Genomic DNA, 18,309 nt, shown 5'->3' with positions numbered 1-18,309 from the left:
CTTTGTTCTCGGTGAGGGGCGGGACGATGCGGCGTGTGCGGGGCGCGGTTCTTCTGGTGGGGCTGCCGTTGGTGCTCGGGGCGTGCGGCGGGGGAGAGAAGAAGGCCGATGCGCCGCCGCCCGGGCCGTCCTCGGCCCCCTCGGTCACGGCCTCGGCGGAGCCGCCCGCCGTCGTCCCCAAGTCGGGTGCTCCGACGAAGCCCGGGACGCTGCCCGCGACGAAGAAGCCCGGCGCGGTCGTGATGATCGATCCGCAGGGGAAGTCCTACACCCGGCCGCAGATGGTCACGCTGGCCTACCACCTGGCCAAGAACGCCCGCGGGCACCTGCCGCCGGACTTCTGTGCCAAGTCCTACCTGGAGGGCGTCAAGGGCGGCGGGAAGTTCCCCCAGGGCAAGAAGGGGTACCTGGCGGCCTGCCAGGAGGGGGTGCGGAAGTACCGCTGATCAGGACAGCGGGAACACCAGGATCTTGTCGTCGCCCTGCTGCGGATCGCCGCGGCCGTCGCGGTTGCTGGTGGTCACCCACAGGGCGCCGTCCGGGGCGCGGACGACGGCGCGCAGCCGCCCGTACGTCCCGGTGAAGTGCGCCACCGGCTTGCCGACCTTGCCGTCGGGGGACAGCGGGACCTGCCAGAGCCGCCGGCCGCCGAGCGCCCCCGCCCACAGCGAGCCGCCGGCGTACGCCAGGCCCGAGGGGGACGCCTCGTCGGTCGACCAGGTCAGCTCCGGGTCGGTGAAGCCCTTCTTGTGGCCGACGCCCTCGACTTTGGGCCAGCCGTAGTTGCCGCCGCGCTCGATGCGGTTGATCTCGTCCCAGGTCTCCTGGCCGAACTCGGTCGCGTACATGCGCTCGGCGTCGTCCCAGGCCAGGCCCTGGACGTTGCGGTGGCCCCAGGTCCACACCCGGTTGCCGAACGGGTTGCCCGGCGCGGGCCTTCCGTCGGGGGAGACGCGGAGGATCTTGCCGCCGAGGGAGTTCTTATCCTGGGCCAGTTCGGTGTGGTAGATCTCGCCGGTGCCGATGTAGAGCATGCCGTCCGGCCCGAACGCGATGCGGCCGCCGTTGTGGTTGGGGCCCTTCGGGATGCCGGTGACCAGGGCCGACAGGGCGCCGATCCCCTTGCCGTCGTAGCGGAACCGCACGACGCGGTTGTCCTTGGCGGCGGTGAAGTGCAGGTAGACCAGGTGGTCCTGGGCGAAGCCGGGGGAGACCGCGACGCCGAGCAGGCCGCCCTCGCCGCCGGGGACGACGCCGGGCACCCTGCCGACCTCGCTCACCTTGCCCTCCCGGGTGACCCGCAGCAGGCGGGCGCTCCGCCGTTCGGTGACGAGCGCGTCGCCGCCGGGCAGGAACGCGATCGCCCACGGGATCTCCAGGCCGGTCGCCAGCACCCGGGGCGAGCCGGGGACACCGGGCGTCGCGGGCAGCGCCGCCGGGGTGGTGGCCCCGCCGCCCGCCTTCCCGGTGGCCGAGCAGGCGGCGGCGAGCAGGGCGATGGCGGCGAGGGTCGGCTGAAATCTCATGGATCGTGCTCCGTGGGGCCGGCGACGCGACGATGATCCCGCCGCTCCATTGTGCGGCAGGTCGCGCGGCTACGCAGAGTAAACAGGATTATCGGCCCTGAACAGGGACGATTCATGAAGTCGCCACTTTGGCAAGATCCGCAAGGGAAGATGTTTGTCGCCGGGAGGACGCTCAGCCTCAATCGCTCCGTGACCTACGGAACGTACATTGGACGTCACGGTGATCCCGCACTGCAGCAGTGTCGCTGCCCGAGGGCCGGCCTGGCCGCAGGCCTCGCGGGCGCTCCCCGCGCGACTTCCGGCGCGGGCACGATCGGCCGGTCGCCGGGCGTTGACCCAACGCCGGAGCGGCCGGGGACCTACATCTCGTCAGGCGCACTGTGGCGCCCGCGGCGGCCTCCGGCCCCGCAGAGCAGCAGGAGGGGACGCGGCGCGATGAGCGGCGAGGACGCCAGGCGGCCACCGCGGGGAGCGGTGCCGATCGGCATGGTCGCGATCGTCGGGGTGCTCTACGCCATCGGCTCGCTGCTCGGCTGGGGCGGCACCGCCTTCATCGCCTGGGCCGAGGCGGCCGCCGCCGGCGCCGCCGCCTGCTCGCTGCTGCCGGCCTCGCGCCGTCCCGCGGGCGGCGCCGAGGGCACCGCCTGGCGCGCCTCCTGGCGCTGGTTCGGCATCGCCGCGGCCTGCTGGTCCGTCGGCGCGGTCGGCTCGGCGATCTCGGTGACCGAGCAGTCGCGCGGCGCCCTGACCCTGTCGGTCGGCGACCTGTTCTACCTGGCCGCGGTGACGGCGCTGGTGATCGGGCTGATCGTGCCGATCCGGCCGGCCAAGGACGCGCGCACCTGGATCCGCTACTCCGCCGACACCTATGTCTGCGCCGCGGCGCTGTTCGTCCTCGGCTGGGTGGCGCTGTTCAGCGACCTGTACGACCGGTCGGGCGAGTCGGCCGGCCAGTTCCTGCTGGAGCTGCTGTACCCCCTGATCGACGTGGTGCTGGTCTGCGCCGCGCTGCCGTTCGTGCTCGGCGCGGCCCGCGGGCACCGCCGCTCGGCCTGGATGGGCTACGGCGCGCTCCTGGCGTTCGGCGTCGCCGACCTGGTCACCACCGTCGTGCGGCTGCGCGGCGGCGCCCCGGCCGACGACCCGGCCGACATCCTGCGCCTCGGCGGCCTGCTGCTGCTCGTGCTGGTGCCCTGGACCGGCGGTCCCGCCCGCAGCGACGAGGAGGAGGCGCGCGGCCGCCTGATCGGCCCCGGCATCGCGCTCGCCGCGGTCGCCGCCGCCGCGGCGCTGTTCGTGGCGGGCCGCTCGCTGACCGGCTCGCACGGCCTGGAGCCGGTCGTGTCGGTCGTCGCGGGCTCGGCCGCCTTCGTGCTGCTGGCCCGCCTGGCCGGGCTGCTGTACGAGAACGACCGGCTGCGGCGCGCGGTGCACACCGGCGAGGACCACTTCCGCGCGCTGTCGGAGAGCATCAACGACGCGGTGCTGATCTGCGACCTGGACGCGGTCGTCCAGTACGTCAGCCAGGGCGCGCTGCGCACCTACCGGTACGCCGCCGACGAGCTGCTCGGCCGCCCGCTGCCCGAGATCATCCACCCCGAGGACCTGCCGCGGGTGCGCGGCGCGTTCGCCGAGTTCCTGAAGGGCGAGCAGGAGGAGGGCGCCGCCGCCGCGCTCAAGGTGGCCTGCCGGGTCCGCGCCGCCGACGGCACCTGGCTGCCGACCGAGTCGACGGTGTCGCGCTACACCGGCACCGGCGAGGCGCCGGGCCGGCTGCTGATCACCACCCGCGACCTCAGCGAGCAGGCCGCGCTGCAGCGCCAGGTCGCCCACCTGACCTTCCACGACGGGCTGACCGGGCTGCCCAACCGCGCCTACTTCGAGGAGCGCACCCGCGAGGTGCTGTCGCGGCAGGGCAGCGGCTGCCGGGTCGCGGTGCTGTTCGCCGACCTGGACGGCTTCACCGCCGTCAACGACTCGGCCGGGCACGCGGCCGGTGACCAGGTGCTCGCGCAGGCCGCGCGGCGGCTGCGCGCCACCGTGCAGGCCGACGACACCGTGGCGCGCTGGGGCGGCGACGAGTTCGCGGTGCTGCTGCAGCTGCCCGACGAGGGCCCCGGCGACTCCCAGCTGGCCGTCGAGGTCGCCGAGCGGCTGCTGCGCGCCCTGTCGGCCGACCCCTACCGGGTCGGCAGCAAGGGCATCGTGCTGACCGCCAGCGTCGGCATCGCGTTCGTCGCCGACGCCGCGCCCGAGGGCGCCCGCTCCTCGTCCGAGGCGGGCCGGCGGCTGCGCCGCACCGCCGCCGACCTGATCCGCAACGGCGACCTGGCGATGGCACGCGCCAAGGAGCTCGGCGGCGGCCGGGTCGAGGTGTTCGCCCCGCACATGCACGCCGACGTCGTCCGCCGGCTGGAGCTCGGCAGCGACCTGCAGCGCGCGCTCGCCGAGGAGCGGTTCGCGGTGGAGTTCCAGCCGGTGGTGGAGCTGGCGACCTCCCGCGTCACCGGCGTGGAGGCGCTGGTGCGCTGGTACCGCGACGGCGAGGCGGTGCCGCCGGAGGAGTTCATCGCGCCGGCCGAGGAGTCGGGCCTGATGATCCCGCTCGGCGACTGGGTGCTGCGGCAGGCGTGCGCCGAGGTGGCGCGCTGGCGCGGCGACTCCTGGGACGTCGGGCTGTCGGTGAACTTCACCGCCCGCCAGATCGCCGCGCCGTCGTTCGTGGAGTCGGTCGCGGCGGCGCTCGCCGACACCGGCCTGCCCCCGCACGCGCTGACCCTGGAGGTCCGCGAGGAGGTGCTGGTGGAGGACGCCGGGCAGAACGTGGCGCGGCTGTCGGCGCTGCGCGAGCTCGGCGTGCGGCTGGCCATCGACGACTTCGGCACCGGCTACGCCTCGCTGGCCTACCTCGGGCAGCTCCCGGTGGACGTGATCAAGCTCGATCCCTCGTTCGTGGCGGGCCTCGGCGCCGACGAGACGCTCACCCTGCTCACCCGCACCATCGTGCGGCTCGGCCGTGACCTCGGCCTGACCGTGGTCGCCGAGGGGATCGAGCGGCCCGAGCAGCTGCGGCTGCTGCGCGAGATGGGCTGCCCGCGCGGGCAGGGCTTCCTCGTCGCGCGGCCCATGGCGGCGGGGCGCGCCGAGTCGCTGGTGCGCGCCAGCCTGCAGGCGCAGCGCCCTCCGGGCGAGGTCGAGCTGCCGCTCCAGGAGGAGCCGCCGGCCACCGCGGAGCCTCATCTCGTCCCGAATGGTGAGACAAAGTGTCCACAGATTTGACCCCGGCCCGGAAGTCGGCGAAAGTGGGCACCGTGCAGAACAGCTCCATCATCCTCGTAGTACTTGGTCGGCGCGCAGGCTGACCGAGTCTCTTCGTCCTGCGCGCGCCCCTCGACCGCCCTCCGGCGGCGGGGGTTTTTTGTTGGCCGTGTGACCTTCGAACCATGCGTTCCCAGGAGCACAGACTTCTCCCCAAGGAACTGGAACATGACGACCGAACAGATGACGGGAGCCCAAGCGCTGGTCCGCGCCCTGGAGAACGTCGGCGTCGACACGGTGTTCGGCATTCCCGGCGGCGCGATCCTGCCCGCCTACGACCCGCTCTTCGACTCCGAGAAGCTGCGCCACATCCTGGTCCGGCACGAGCAGGGCGCCGGGCACGCCGCGCAGGGCTACGCGATGGTCACCGGCAAGGTCGGCGTGTGCATGGCGACCAGCGGGCCCGGCGCGACCAACCTGGTCACCCCGATCTCCGACGCCTACATGGACTCGGTCCCGATCGTGGCGATCACCGGCCAGGTGCCGAGCGGCGCGATCGGCACCGACGCCTTCCAGGAGGCCGACATCGCCGGCATCACGATGCCGATCACCAAGCACAACTTCCTGGTCACCCGGCCCGAGGACATCGCCCGCACCATCGTGGAGGCGTTCCACATCGCCTCCACCGGCCGGCCCGGCCCGGTCCTGGTCGACATCTCCAAGGACGCGCTGCAGGCGACCTTCGGCTTCGAGTGGCCGGTGCAGATGCGGCTGCCGGGGTACCGCCCGGTCACCCGGCCGCACTCCAAGCAGGTCCGCGAGGCGGCCCGGCTGATCAGCGAGGCGTCCCGCCCCGTGCTGTACGTCGGCGGCGGCGTCATCAAGGCGGGCGCGGCGGCCGAGCTGAAGGTGCTGGCCGAGCTGACCGGCGCCCCGGTCGTCACCACGCTGATGGCCAAGGGCGCCTTCCCCGACAGCCACCCGCAGCACATGGGCATGCCCGGCATGCACGGCAACGTCGGCGCGGTCGGCGCGCTGCAGAAGGCCGACCTGCTGGTCACCCTCGGCGCCCGCTTCGACGACCGGGTCACCGGCAAGCTGGACGGGTTCGCCCCGCACGCCAAGGTCGTGCACGCCGACATCGACCCGGCGGAGATCTCCAAGAACCGGCACGCCGACGTGCCGATCGTCGGCGACGCCCGCGAGGTCATCGCCGACCTGATCGTCGCGGTGCAGGCCGAGCACGATGCCGGCCGCAAGGGCGACTACCGGGACTGGTGGCGGCAGCTGGAGGCCTGGCGCGAGACCTACCCGCTCGGCTACGACACCCCGGCCGACGGGACGCTGTCGCCGCAGTACGTCATCGAGCGCATCGGCCGGCTCGTCGGCCCCGAGGCCTACTACGTCGCGGGCGTCGGCCAGCACCAGATGTGGACCGCGCAGTTCATCAAGTACGAGCGGCCCGGCGCGTTCCTGAACTCCGGCGGCGCCGGGACGATGGGCTACGCCGTCCCCGCCGCGATGGGCGCCAAGGTCGGCGCGCCGGACACCCAGGTGTGGGCGATCGACGGCGACGGCTGCTTCCAGATGACCAACCAGGAGCTGGCCACCTGCGCGATCGAGGGCATCCCGGTCAAGGTCGCCGTCATCAACAACGGCAACCTCGGCATGGTCCGGCAGTGGCAGACGCTGTTCTACAACGAGCGCTACTCCAACACCCGGCTGAAGGGCGCCGCCGCCGACGCCCAGTACATCCCCGACTTCGTCAAGCTCGCCGACGCCTACGGCTGCGTCGGGCTGCGCTGCGACCGGCCCGAGGACGTGGACGCGGTCATCGCCAAGGCGATGGAGATCAACGACGCGCCCGTCGTCATCGACTTCGTGGTGCACCAGGACGCGATGGTGTGGCCGATGGTCGCGGCCGGCACCGCCAACGACGACATCAAGATCGCTCGGGACATGGCCCCCGACTGGGAAAACGGAGACTGACACCGATGAGCCAGCACACCCTCTCGGTCCTGGTCGAGAACACCCCCGGCATCCTCGCCCGGGTGGCGGCGCTGTTCTCCCGCCGCGGCTTCAACATCGAGTCGCTGGCGGTCGGCACCACCGAGCACCCCGACATCTCCCGGATGACGATCGTGGTGAACGTCGAGGAGCTGCCGCTGGAGCAGGTCACCAAGCAGCTGAACAAGCTGATCAACGTCCTGAAGATCGTCGAGCTGGACACCGCCACCTCGGTGCAGCGCCAGCTGCTGCTCGTGAAGGTCCGCGCCGACGCCGAGACCCGCTCGCAGGTCCTGGAGACCGTGCAGCTGTTCCGGGCCAAGGTCGTGGACGTCGCCCCCGACGCGGTGACCATCGAGGTCACCGGGAGCCGCGACAAGCTGGACGCCTTCATCCGCGTCCTGGAGCCGTTCGGCATCAAGGAACTGGTGCAGTCGGGCATGGTGGCCATCGGCCGCGGCGCCCGGTCCATCACCGACCGCTCGCTGCGGGCCATCGATCGCAGCGCCTGACCCACCCATATCAACGAAAGGCAGCAGCACAGTGGCTGAGATGTTCTACGACAACGACGCGGACCTGAGCATCATCCAGGGCCGGCACGTCGCCGTCATCGGCTACGGCAGCCAGGGTCACGCGCACGCGCTGTCCCTGCGCGACTCCGGCGTCGACGTCCGGATCGGCCTGCCCGAGGGCTCCAAGAGCCGGGCCAAGGCCGAGGCGGAGGGCCTGCGCGTGCTCACCCCGGCCGAGGCGGCCGAGGAGGCCGACCTGATCATGATCCTGGCGCCGGACCACCTGCAGCGCGGGATCTACGAGAACGACATCAAGCCCGCGCTGGTCGAGGGCGACGCGCTGTTCTTCGGGCACGGCCTCAACATCCGCTACGGCCTCATCGAGCCGCCGGCGGGCGTGGACGTGGCCATGGTCGCGCCGAAGGGCCCGGGCCACCTGGTCCGCCGCCAGTTCACCGCGGGCCGCGGCGTCCCGGTGATCGTGGCCGTGGAGGAGGACGCCACCGGCGGCGCCTGGCCGCTGGCGCTGTCCTACGCCAAGGCCATCGGCGGCCTGCGCGCGGGCGGCATCAAGACCACCTTCACCGAGGAGACCGAGACCGACCTGTTCGGTGAGCAGGCCGTGCTGTGCGGCGGCGCCGCCGAGCTGGTCAAGACCGGCTTCGAGGTGCTGACCGAGGCCGGCTACCAGCCCGAGGTCGCCTACTTCGAGTGCCTGCACGAGCTGAAGCTGATCGTCGACCTGATGTACGAGGGCGGCGTGTCCAAGATGTACTGGTCGGTGTCGGACACCGCCGAGTACGGCGGCTACACCCGCGGCCCGCGCGTCATCACCGCCGACACCAAGGCGGAGATGAAGAAGATCCTCGCCGAGATCCAGTCCGGCGAGTTCGCCCGCGAGCTGGTGGCCGAGTTCGAGGGCGGCCAGGCCCAGTTCGGCAAGTACCGCCAGGAGCTGGCCGAGCACCCGATCGAGAAGACCGGCGGGGCGCTGCGCCCGATGATGAGCTGGCTGAACGACTGAGCCCGCCCGCCTGAGGGGACCGCCGGGTCCGGACACCGCGTCCGGGCCCGGCGGTTCGCTTTCCCTACCGGGCGAGCCGCCGAATGATCTTGGTGCGCAGCGGGGGCGGCGCGGGCGCGGGGCGGACGTGCACCGCCAGGTGGCCGCCCTTGGTGAAGTAGACGGTGGCGGTGAGGCCGTCCCCGAGCGCCCGCCGCAGTGGCTCGTCCTTCAGCGCCGGGCCGCGCACGGTGCCGAACCGCGCCTCCCGGGTGATGCCGAGCGCGGTGGCGGCGACGAACAGGTCCCAGCGGCCCGGACCCGCCGCCGTCATGTCGGCGACGGCGGTGAAGCCGTCCTCGCCCGTCTCGGCCGCGACGCGGTGCTCGGCCTTGGACTCGCGCTCGCGCAGGACCAGGTCGACCGCGGTCCGGTGCGTCTCGACCCGCTCCAGCCGCGCCGCCCCGCGCACCCGCACCTCGCCCTGCCCCTGCCAGGCCACCGCGTCCGCCCGGTGCTCGACGCCGATCTCGGCGGTGATGTCGACGTCCTGGCGGGACACGCCGCGCAGGTAGGGGTACATGGCGTAGACCCGGCCGCCGACGACCACCGCGCCCGCCGGGCTGCCCGCCGCCTCGTCGCCGATCAGCCGCTCCAGCTCCTCGCGGAGCCCGTGCTGGATGCAGAACGCGCGCAGCCGGTAGGCGGCCGGCAGCCCGGCCCGGACGGCCTCGCTCAGCCCCTCCTCGCCGATGGCCCGCCGGGTGCCCTCCACCAGGCGGTCCCGCTGGGAGCGCTCCAACGCCAGGAATCGGTGGTCGTACACGCGCAGCAGGTCGCGCAGCACACTGGTCGTGCAGTCGGTGGTCACGGGGGCTCTTCTCCAGGTCAGCCGGGGTTAACGGTTACGTTAAGGCTCGCGATGGCCCGGCGTGGTGATCCGGGGGCGCGTGTCGCCCTGCCGCCGGGTCTGCATACGCGGTATTGCCAGCCGGATACCGCGTATGCATACTTGGTAGGTATGTCGATCCGTCACGGCCTGCTGGCCCTGCTGTCCCAGGGGCCCCGCTACGGCTACCAGCTGCGCGCCGACTTCGAGTCCTCCACCGGCGCCACCTGGCCGCTCAACATCGGGCAGGTCTACTCCACGCTGTCGCGGCTGGAACGCGACGAGATGGTCACCCGCGTCGGCGCCGACGAGGAGGGGCGGTTCGTCTACCGGATCACCCCGGCGGGCGAGGCCGACGTGCGCGCCTGGTTCGCCACCCCCGTCGCCCGCGCCGACCGGCCCCGCGACGAGCTGGCGATCAAGCTGGCGATGGCCGTCACCACCCCCGGCGTGGACGTCCGCGAGGTCGTGCAGACCCAGCGCACCGCCACCCTGCGCGGCCTGCAGGACCTCACCCGGCTGAAGGCCGACGCGCCGCGCGCGCCCGGCGACCCGGCCGAGCGGGCCTGGCTGCTGGTGCTGGAATCCATGATCTTCCAGGCCGAGGCCGAGGTGCGCTGGCTGGACCACTGCGAGGCGTTCGTCGTTCGCGAGCAGACGTCGGCCACCCCGCCCGCCCCGGCCCCGGCCCCCGCGCCGGCCGAGCAGCCGAAGGAGTCCCGCCGATGAGCGGAACCGCCCGAGGGGGGACGGCCCCCCACGCTCCCCGCGCCGCGCAGGAGGCTTCGCCGAAGAGCGTGCTGGCCATGACCGGGGTCTCCCGCGACCACGGCACCGGCGCGGGCCTGGTGCACGCGCTGCGCGAGGTCTCCCTCAGCGTCGCGGCGGGCGAGTTCGTCGCGGTGATGGGCCCGTCCGGATCGGGCAAGTCCACGCTGCTCACCCTCGCCGGCGGGCTGGACACCCCGACCGCCGGCCGGATCGTCGTGGAGGACGCCGACCTCGGCACGCTGTCGCGCGCGGGCCTGGCCGGCCTGCGGCGGCGCCACATCGGCTACGTCTTCCAGGACCTCAACCTGGTGCCGGGCCTCACCGCCGCCGAGAACGTCATGCTGCCCCGCGAGCTGGACGGCGTGCGCGCCCGCCAGGCGCGCCGGGAGGCCGTCATGGCGCTGCGCGAGGTCGGCGTCGCCGAGCTCGCCGACCGGTTCCCCGAGGACATGTCCGGCGGCCAGCAGCAGCGCGTCGCCATCGCCCGCGCCCTGGTCGGCGACCGCCGCCTGGTGCTCGCCGACGAGCCGACCGGCGCGCTGGACAGCCGGACCGGCGAGGACGTCATGCGCATCCTGCGGGCCCGCTGCGACGCCGGCGCGGCCTGCCTGATGGTCACCCACGAGTCCCGGCACGCCGCCTGGGCGGACCGGGTGGTCTTCCTGCGCGACGGCCGCCTGGTCGACGCCACCGCCCCCCGCCCGACCCCCGAGTCCCTCCTGGAGCGCTCGTGAGCGGGCGTAGGGCGGCGCTGCGGATCGCGTGGCGGGAGACGGTGCGGGCCAAGGGGCGCACGGCCCTGGTGCTCTGCATGATCGGGCTGCCGGTCGCGGTGCTGGCCGGGCTGGCGGTGCTGCTCAAGACCAGCGAGTGGTCGCCGCGCGAGGCGCTGCCCTACGAGGTCGGCGCCGCCGACGCGCGGCTGGCGGGGGAGGGGCACGGGCCGGTCCGGCAGGACCTGACCGGGATGGTGACCGAGGCCCGCGGCCAGGGCCGGCCCTGGACCACGGCGGAGGTCGCCCAGACGGTCACCGCCCGGTACGGGGCGGGCGCGCGGATCGTCCCCTGGACCAGGAACATCCCGACGGCGGTCGTCACGCCGCGCGGCGCGCGTCCGGCCACGGGCGTCCAGATCGACCTGCGCGATCCGCTGGCCCGCGGGCTGTACGAGGTCACCGAGGGGCGGCCGCCCGCCGCCGCCGACGAGGTCGCGCTGCCGCCCGACTACGCGGGGCGCGGCTTCCGGATCGGCGCGCCGGTGCGGCTGTTCCGCGAGGACAGGACGCTGCGCCTGGTCGGCTTCGTGCGCGACCCGCGCGACCACACCGCGCCGATCGTGCTCACCCCGCCGGGGGCACGGTCCGCCGAGGGCGCCACGCAGGAGTGGCTCCTCGCCGCCGGCAGGGCGGTGACCTGGGCCGACGTCCAGGATCTGAACAAGGCCGGGCTCACCGCGCTGTCGCGCGCGGTGGTGCAGGACCCGCCGGCCGGCGCCGGGCCGCGGGACACGGCGGCCGAGGCCGACGAGCTGCGGTCGATGCTCCCGGTGTACGTGCTGGCGGGCGCGATGATCATGCTGGAGATCGTGCTGCTGGCCGGGCCCGCCTTCGCGGTGGGCATCCGGCGGCAGCGCCGGCAGCTCGCGCTGGTCGCGGCGTCCGGCGGCGCGGCGCCGCACCTGCGCTGGATCGTCCTCGGGACCGGGCTGGCCGCCGGGACGCTGGCCGCGATCGGCGGCGCCGTCCTCGGGATCGGCGGCGCCGCCGCGCTGAAGCCGGTGCTGGAGCTGCTGGGGGACCGGCGGCTCGGGCCGCTGGAGGTGCCCTGGGCGCCGATCGCCGGGGCGATGCTGCTGGCCGTGCTGAGCGGCCTGGCCGCGGCGTCGGTCCCGGCCCGGCAGGCCGCGCGGATGGACGTGGTGGCGGCGCTGGCCGGCCGCCGCGAGACCGGCCGCGCCCGCCGCGGCTGGCCGGTCGCGGGCGCGGTCCTCGTCGGCGGCGGGATGCTGTTCAGCACGCTGGCCTCCGGGCCGCTGCACGAGCTGGGGCCGGCCGCCGGCGCGGCCGCGATCATCATCGGCTGCGTGCTGGCCGGACCGGCGATCGTCGGCGCGGCGGGCCGGTTCGCGGGCGTGCTGCCGCTGCCGCTGCGGCTGGCGGTCCGCGACGGGGCCCGCAACCGGGGCCGGGCCGCGCCCGCCGTCGCCGCGATCATGGCGGTGGTGGCCGGTGTCACCGTCCTCGGCATCGGCGGCGCCAGCGACCACGCGCAGGAGCGCCTGGAGTACCGGCCGGAGCTGCCCATGGGGTCGGCGGTCCTGCGGCTGCCGGACGGGCCGGGCGCGGCCCGCGCGGCCGAGGCCGTCATCCGGCAGGAGCTGCCGGGCGTGCCGGCCGTCCCGCTGCGGGCGCTGCCGGGCGAGGGCTCGGCCTGCCCGGCCGAGGACGCGGCGAAGTGCCCGACGGTGTCCTTCTCCGCCGAGCGCGCCGACGGCGTGAGGATGTTGTCGTTCGGCCCTCTGGTGGGCGGGGCGCGGGAGGCACGACTGCTGCTCGGCCGCGACGACCCGGCCGTCAGCGCCGCGCTGGCGGCGGGCAAGGTCGTGCTGTTCGACGCCAGGCCCACCGCGACGACCACGGCCACCGTGTCGGTGATGCGCGACGAGCAGCCCCGTCCCGTGCGCGAGCTGCCGGGCCTGCCCGCCTTCGCCGTCCCACAGGACGTGCACGTGGAGGCCCTGGTGCCGCCCGCGGTGGCCCGGCGGCTCGGCCTGCCGGTCACGACCGCGGCCTACGGGATCGACCGCGCCGACCACCGCGTCAGCCCGCAGGAGGAGGACCGGCTGAAGGAGCGGTTCACCGTCCTGTCCGGAGCGAACCGGAGCGACGCCTCCTCGGTCTACGTCGAGCGCGGCTTCACCGGGAAGGTGGACGGGACCCTGCTGCTGCTGGCGGCGGCCGCGGCCGTGCTGGCACTCGGCGGCTCGCTGATCGCCACCGGGCTGTCGGCCGCCGACGCCCGCGCCGACCTGGCCACGCTCGCCGCGATCGGGGCCCGGCCGCGGACCCGGCGGCTGCTCATGATGGGGCAGGCGGGGTTCATCGCGCTCGTCGGCTGCTGGCTCGGCGTCGCCGCCGGGCTGGTGCCCGGCATCGCGGTCGCCGGGCCGCTCACCGCCGACGCCCCGGACGGCGTCCCGGCGCACGGCGTGATCGTGGCGATGCCGTGGTCGCTGCTCGCCCTCATCATGGTCGGGCTGCCGTTGGCCGCGACGCTGGCGGCCGGGGTCTTCACCCGGTCCCGGCTGCCGCTGGCGCGGCGGGCGGCGCCGTGACGGCCGGCACGGGATGGCCGGCACGGGATGGACGGCCTTTGGACAGGCGGTCCAGTAGCTTCCAGGAAAGCGGACTCTACCCATTTCGTGTTGTTTGTCCGATACTTAGGTAAAGAGTCGTCAAGGGCCGGGCGCACCGGCGCGCACCAGCGCAAACCCCGTGGTCGCCATGCCCTGGCGGCGGTGGGGCGGAATCATGGACGACGGCGTGGCGAGCCCGGTGCAGGCGATTACCCGGTCCCCTTTCCCGGGCGCAGGTAATTCCCCGTTCAACAATCCCCGGTGCGGGGTGAATTGTGGCGGGGAGACGTGAGATGGCGGCCCCGGCCGGCGGATCCGTCCAGCGCTGGGAGACCTGCGGACGGGCATGGATCGCGGTCCTGCGGCACGTCTGGTCGGCCGGTACGGCCGGCATGGAGGACCGCGGGCCCATCATCGAGGGGCCGCCCATCCTGTTCGAGATCGCCTCGCTCAGCTGGGAGGACCCCATCCTCGGCGAGTACGGCGACCGCGCCCGGCTGAAGCACCGGGCGCACCGGGCGGGCGGCCGCCTCGGCGAGTACGGGGCGCGGCTGCGCGACCTGCACGGCGTGGACCAGCTGCGCTGGGTCACCGGCCTGCTGCGCGCCCGGCCCTGGACGACCAGTGCCTGGATCTCGCTCACCGTGCCGGGGGAGGCCGCCGACGCCGTCCCCTGCCTGGTCGCGCTGTCGTTCCGCATCCGCGGCTACCGGCTCATCATGACCGCGATGTTCCGGTCGCAGAACGTCTACCGCGGCTACCTGTCCTACATCCCGCTGCGCGGTGTCCAGCTGGAGGTCGCCGAGGGGCTCGGGCTGCCGGCCGGCCCGCTGCGGGTGTTCGTCGACGTGCCGCACGTGGAGGTCGCCGACGCCGACCGGGTCGCCGCGATCCTGGCCGCCCTGCCGGAGGGCCACGCCGCCTGAGGCGCCTGGAAGGCTAGGGGACGGACGTGACGAAAGCCGCGTATCTCCAGGTCCGCGAACCGGGCCGCCCATGGGGGATACACTCGCCCCAGGCGAGCGCTACGACGAGGTGGACTCGCGACGTCACGCACAGCACCCGCACACCTACCTTCAAAGGATTCTTCCTTGAGCAAGCCCGTGGTCCTCGTCGCTGAAGAACTCTCCCCGGCCGGCATCGCCGTGCTCGAATCGGACTTCGAGGTACGCAGCGTGGACGGCGCCGACCGCGCCGCGCTGCTGCCCGCCGTCGCCGACGTGGACGCGCTCATCGTGCGCAGCGCCACCAAGGTGAACGCCGAGGTCTTCCAGCACGCCGGCAAGCTGCGGGTGGTCGCCCGCGCCGGCGTCGGCCTGGACAACGTCGACGTGGAGGCCGCCACCAAGGCCGGCGTCATGGTCGTCAACGCCCCGACCTCCAACATCGTCACCGCCGCCGAGCACGCGATCGCGCTGCTGCTCGCCACCGCCCGCAACGTGCCGCAGGGCCACGCCGCCCTGAAGCAGGGCGAGTGGAAGCGCTCCAAGTACACCGGCGTCGAGCTGCAGGGCAAGACCGTCGGCGTGCTCGGCCTCGGCCGCATCGGCGTGCTGGTCGCCCAGCGGCTGGCCGCCTTCGACATGAACGTCATCGCCTTCGACCCCTACGTGCAGGCCGCCCGCGCCGCGCAGCTCGGGGTGAGGCTGGTCACCCTCGACGAGCTGCTGCGCGAGAGCGACTTCATCACCGTGCACCTGCCGAAGACGCCCGAGACCCTCGGCCTCATCGGCGACAAGGAGCTGCACCAGGTCAAGCCGAGCGTGCGGATCGTCAACGCCGCGCGCGGCGGCATCGTGGACGAGGCCGCCCTGGAGCTGGCCGTCAAGGACGGCCGGGTGGCCGGCGCCGGCATCGACGTGTTCAGCACCGAGCCGTGCACCGACAGCCCGCTGTTCCACCACGACAACGTCGTGGTCACCCCGCACCTGGGCGCCAGCACCCACGAGGCGCAGGAGAAGGCCGGCACCCAGGTCGCCCGCTCGGTCAAGCTGGCGCTGTCGGGCGAGTTCGTGCCCGACGCCGTCAACGTGCAGGGCGGCGCGGTCGCCGAGGACGTCAAGCCCGGCCTGCCGCTCGCCGAGAAGCTCGGCCGCGTCTTCACCGCCCTCGCCGGCGGCGTGCCGGTCCGCCTCGACGTGGTGGTGCGCGGCGAGATCACCGGCCACGACGTCAAGGTGCTGGAGCTGGCCGCGCTGAAGGGCGTGTTCGTGGACGTGGTGGAGGAGGCGGTGACGTTCGTCAACGCGCCGCTGCTGGCCCGCGACCGCGGCGTCGAGGTCACCCTCACCACCAGCGAGGACAGCCCCGACTGGCGCAACGTGGTGCAGGTGCGCGGCACGATGGCGGACGGCGAGGTCGTCTCGGTGTCGGGCACGCTGACCGGCCCCAAGCACGCCGAGCGGCTCATCGAGATCAATGGCTACAACATGGAGCTGGTGCCGACCGCGCACATGGGCTTCTTCTCCTACACCGACCGGCCCGGCATGGTCGGCGCGGTCGGCAAGCTGCTCGGCGACGCCGGCGTGAACATCGCCGGCATGCAGGTCGGCCGGGACGCCAAGGGCGGCAAGGCGCTCATCGCGCTGACCGTCGACTCGGCGATCCCGCAGCAGCTGGTGGACGCCATCAGCACCGAGGTCGGCGCCGACATGGGCCGCCGGGTGGACCTGGAAGGCTGACCCCCAGGTCAGGCAGGTGTGGCCGCCGCGCCGGATGCGCGGCGGCCATGTCTCATCTGGTGGGATTTTCGGCCACGGGTCGGGACGCACCGGCGGACCGGAGGTACCGTGGCCGTGTATCGAGCGGCGTTTCGCAAGTGAACCTTCGCTGCCGCGAGCAGGCCCTGGACGGCCGGTCCGTGCGAACCACGGCGCCCTGGCGGGTCTGCGGACAACAGCAGTACGTTCTCTGAGGATCACTGGAGCGACACCATGAACGAGCAGACCTCCGCCGCGCCCGCCGACGACTCCCGGGACGAGGCGGCGCGCGCGCTGCAGACCGCCCTGGACCGGCGCGACAACGGCGGCAGCTCCGGCAAGTGAGCACGTAGCAGACGAACAGGGGCGGGCTTGACCGGTGCGGAAGTGGTGGCGGCCCTGCGCGCCGTCGCCGGGCTCGGCCCCTACTTCGAGATCGTCACCGATCCGGCCGAGGCCGCCGATCCCACCTGGCGGCCGATGCCCGAAGCCGACCCGGCGCGGCTCGCCGACCTGACCGGCCGGTACGCCGAGCGGCTCGGCACCGGCGAGCGCCGGGTGGCCGCCTCGATCCTGTTCCAGGGGCTGGCGTCCCGGCTGTGGTCGCCGATGCTCGCCGCGGCGGCGCGGGGGATCGTCCCGGACCTGACCGGTCTGCACTGGCGCTGGGCGCCGGGCGCGCCGATCGCGCTGTGGCTGGCCGGCCCGGCCGGATGGCGGGTGGACGGCGACGCGGCCGGACTGCTGCACCGCAGCGTCGTCGAGGGCCAGCTGGTGCCGCTGCGCGAGACGTTCCGCGAGGTCGCCGGGCTCGCCGACGGGCTGATGTGGGGCAACGCCGCGTCCGCGCTGGCCGGGGCGCTGCGGCCGGGCCTGCCCGCCGCGGCGGGGGCCATCGCCCGCGAGCTGCTCGCCCGCGAACCGCTGCGCGGCACGGGCGGGTTCGGCGCGAAGGGCTTCGCCCGCCGCAGCTGCTGCCTGTACTACAAGGTGCCGCCGGGCGGGGAGATGTGCGGCGACTGCGCGCTCCTGCCCCGCTGAGCGGGGCAGGAGCACCCGGTCACACCTTCGCGGGCACCGGCCGCGCCGCCCGCTGCCGGGCGACGGCGCGTTCGGTCAGGTACCCGAACAGCAGGCCCAGCGTCGTCCACAGGGCGAACTGCAGGCCGAGCGAGGCGATCCGGAAGTCCCACAGCACCGACGCCGGGAACTCCGCGGGGACCGCGTCGGGCTTCGGCGTGGCCCGGAAGACGATCCCGAGCAGCACCACGTACCCGGCGGCCGTCACGATCGCCGCGTTCCAGAGCCCGAGCCGCGGCGCCAGCCGGCGGCACACGATGACCGCCGCCGCGGTGGCGAGGACGCCGAGCGCCATCATCCCGAAGTACAGCGCGGTGCGGCTTCCGATCGTCTCGGGGCTGCCGACCGCCGGCGGCGTCGCCGGGTACTTCAGGAACGGCACCAGCTCGACCGCGACGAACCCCGCCATCGCGACCAGGGCCGCGGTGGCGCGGGCGCCGAGCGCGCCGAGCCGCCCGTAGGCGACGGCGAACGCGATGGCGAACAGGCCGCCGAGCGCGACCCCGTAGAAGGCGAGCGCGGTGATCAGGCCCGTCGTCTTCTGCACGGTGCGGCTGACGACCTCGGGCTCGTGCACGTGCGGAGCGCCGCCGCCGTGGTGGTGCGCGGCCGACCTCGCCTCCTCGAAGGAGATGGCGAGGCCGACCTGCGGCTCGCCGTAGATCCAGGCGACCAGCAGCGCCACCGCCGCCGCGCCCAGCCCGGCGATCATGCCCCGGACCAGCAGGGCGCGCATCGCCATCAGTGGCAGGGGAAGCCGAGCAGGTGCCGGCCGTCGTGGGTGAACTCGTGCACCCAGGTGCCCGAGAACACCGAGGTGGCGCCCTGCTCGGCGCCGATGAAGTAGATCAGGACCGCGCCGAGGACGGCCGCGAAGACCGCCCAGGGCAGCACCTCGCGGAGCGGGATGCGCACGGGTGCCGGGTGCGCGGCGGTCTCGGGCGCGGGAACGGCGGACTGGGCCATGGCAGGGTCTCCTCACGGGGTTCACTCGCCCCGGTAGCGGGAGGACGACAGGTCAGTGTCCTGACTCCCAGATCGCCGTCTCCCTCCGACCTTCCAACCGGATCGCCGGCCGTGGTCGCGTGCGGGGGAGACTCCCTGGTCACAGTGGCGGGACCGTCCCGGAATCGCACCGGGTTCCTGCGCACTGCCGCCTCGATTGTTTACTTGTCGTGCAGAGCGTCCCCTTTGCCGGCGGGTCCGGTC

General features: G+C 74.0%; 15 protein-coding genes and 1 riboswitch. Of the genes, 11 read left to right on the top strand and 4 right to left on the bottom strand.

Annotated elements, in window-relative coordinates; all coding sequences use genetic code 11:
- Window positions 1-26 precede the first annotated feature (26 nt).
- Window positions 27-446 (top strand): hypothetical protein, encoded by a 420-nt coding sequence (locus tag ACRB68_RS05895; RefSeq protein ID WP_153531149.1) that lies wholly within the window; start codon window positions 27-29, stop codon window positions 444-446.
- Here the strand turns inward: ACRB68_RS05895 and ACRB68_RS05890 are convergent, their stop codons facing one another.
- On the bottom strand, window positions 447-1,526 hold the full coding sequence (locus ACRB68_RS05890) for a PQQ-dependent sugar dehydrogenase (RefSeq protein ID WP_153531148.1): 1,080 nt from the start codon (window positions 1,524-1,526) through the stop codon (window positions 447-449).
- 435 nt (window positions 1,527-1,961) lie between these two features.
- On the opposite strand from ACRB68_RS05890, the gene ACRB68_RS05885 reads away from it, so the two are divergent.
- From ACRB68_RS05885 to ilvC, 4 genes are all read left to right on the top strand, one after another.
- On the top strand, window positions 1,962-4,805 hold the full coding sequence (locus ACRB68_RS05885; protein ID WP_153531147.1) for a putative bifunctional diguanylate cyclase/phosphodiesterase: 2,844 nt from the start codon (window positions 1,962-1,964) through the stop codon (window positions 4,803-4,805).
- A 207-nt stretch (window positions 4,806-5,012) separates the two neighbouring features.
- On the top strand, window positions 5,013-6,773 hold the full coding sequence (locus ACRB68_RS05880) for an acetolactate synthase large subunit (protein WP_153531146.1): 1,761 nt from the start codon (window positions 5,013-5,015) through the stop codon (window positions 6,771-6,773).
- Window positions 6,774-6,778: 5 nt separating this feature from the next.
- Complete coding sequence (ilvN, locus tag ACRB68_RS05875; protein ID WP_153531145.1) at window positions 6,779-7,303, top strand: acetolactate synthase small subunit; 525 nt, start codon at window positions 6,779-6,781, stop codon at window positions 7,301-7,303.
- Between the two features lie 40 nt (window positions 7,304-7,343).
- Window positions 7,344-8,327 (top strand): ketol-acid reductoisomerase, encoded by a 984-nt coding sequence (ilvC, locus tag ACRB68_RS05870; RefSeq protein WP_153531144.1) that lies wholly within the window; start codon window positions 7,344-7,346, stop codon window positions 8,325-8,327.
- A gap of 64 nt (window positions 8,328-8,391) precedes the next feature.
- Here the strand turns inward: ilvC and ACRB68_RS05865 are convergent, their stop codons facing one another.
- On the bottom strand, window positions 8,392-9,177 hold the full coding sequence (locus tag ACRB68_RS05865) for a hypothetical protein (RefSeq protein ID WP_328593810.1): 786 nt from the start codon (window positions 9,175-9,177) through the stop codon (window positions 8,392-8,394).
- Window positions 9,178-9,327: 150 nt separating this feature from the next.
- On the opposite strand from ACRB68_RS05865, the gene ACRB68_RS05860 reads away from it, so the two are divergent.
- The 6 genes from ACRB68_RS05860 to ACRB68_RS05835 all read left to right on the top strand — a co-directional run bounded on the left by ACRB68_RS05860 (window position 9,328) and on the right by ACRB68_RS05835 (window position 17,061).
- A complete protein-coding gene (locus ACRB68_RS05860; protein ID WP_153531142.1) occupies window positions 9,328-9,924 on the top strand; it encodes a PadR family transcriptional regulator in 597 nt (198 codons plus the stop codon).
- A gap of 77 nt (window positions 9,925-10,001) precedes the next feature.
- A complete protein-coding gene (locus ACRB68_RS05855; RefSeq protein WP_207709648.1) occupies window positions 10,002-10,700 on the top strand; it encodes an ABC transporter ATP-binding protein in 699 nt (232 codons plus the stop codon).
- On the top strand, window positions 10,697-13,300 hold the full coding sequence (locus ACRB68_RS05850; RefSeq protein WP_153531140.1) for an ABC transporter permease: 2,604 nt from the start codon (window positions 10,697-10,699) through the stop codon (window positions 13,298-13,300). Before ACRB68_RS05855 ends, ACRB68_RS05850 begins: the two co-directional genes overlap by 4 nt.
- Before the next feature lie 314 nt (window positions 13,301-13,614).
- Complete coding sequence (locus tag ACRB68_RS05845) at window positions 13,615-14,247, top strand: thymidylate synthase family protein (RefSeq protein ID WP_153531139.1); 633 nt, start codon at window positions 13,615-13,617, stop codon at window positions 14,245-14,247.
- 165 nt (window positions 14,248-14,412) lie between these two features.
- On the top strand, window positions 14,413-16,002 hold the full coding sequence (gene serA, locus ACRB68_RS05840; protein WP_153531138.1) for a phosphoglycerate dehydrogenase: 1,590 nt from the start codon (window positions 14,413-14,415) through the stop codon (window positions 16,000-16,002).
- A gap of 390 nt (window positions 16,003-16,392) precedes the next feature.
- Entirely contained in the window at window positions 16,393-17,061 is a 669-nt protein-coding gene (locus ACRB68_RS05835) for a (2Fe-2S)-binding protein (RefSeq protein WP_207709577.1), read from the top strand.
- Between the two features lie 19 nt (window positions 17,062-17,080).
- Here ACRB68_RS05835 and ACRB68_RS05830 read toward each other — a convergent pair whose 3' ends face one another.
- Window positions 17,081-17,842: a CbtA family protein gene (locus ACRB68_RS05830; RefSeq protein ID WP_235958749.1), complete on the bottom strand. Its 762-nt coding sequence runs from the start codon at window positions 17,840-17,842 to the stop codon at window positions 17,081-17,083.
- Window positions 17,842-18,066 carry a CbtB domain-containing protein gene (locus ACRB68_RS05825; RefSeq protein WP_153532332.1) on the bottom strand — a complete coding sequence of 75 codons (225 nt, stop codon included), beginning with the start codon at window positions 18,064-18,066 and terminating at the stop codon, window positions 17,842-17,844. Before ACRB68_RS05825 ends, ACRB68_RS05830 begins: the two co-directional genes overlap by 1 nt.
- Window positions 18,067-18,099: 33 nt before the next feature.
- A riboswitch (cobalamin riboswitch) is annotated at window positions 18,100-18,289 on the bottom strand.
- Window positions 18,290-18,309 lie beyond the last annotated feature (20 nt).

This window comes from Actinomadura macrotermitis, assembly GCF_009604375.1.
GTDB classification, from domain to species: domain Bacteria; phylum Actinomycetota; class Actinomycetes; order Streptosporangiales; family Streptosporangiaceae; genus Spirillospora; species Spirillospora macrotermitis.
The sequence above is the reverse complement of the archived record's forward strand: the minus strand, read 5'-3'. Positions and strand labels throughout refer to the sequence as shown.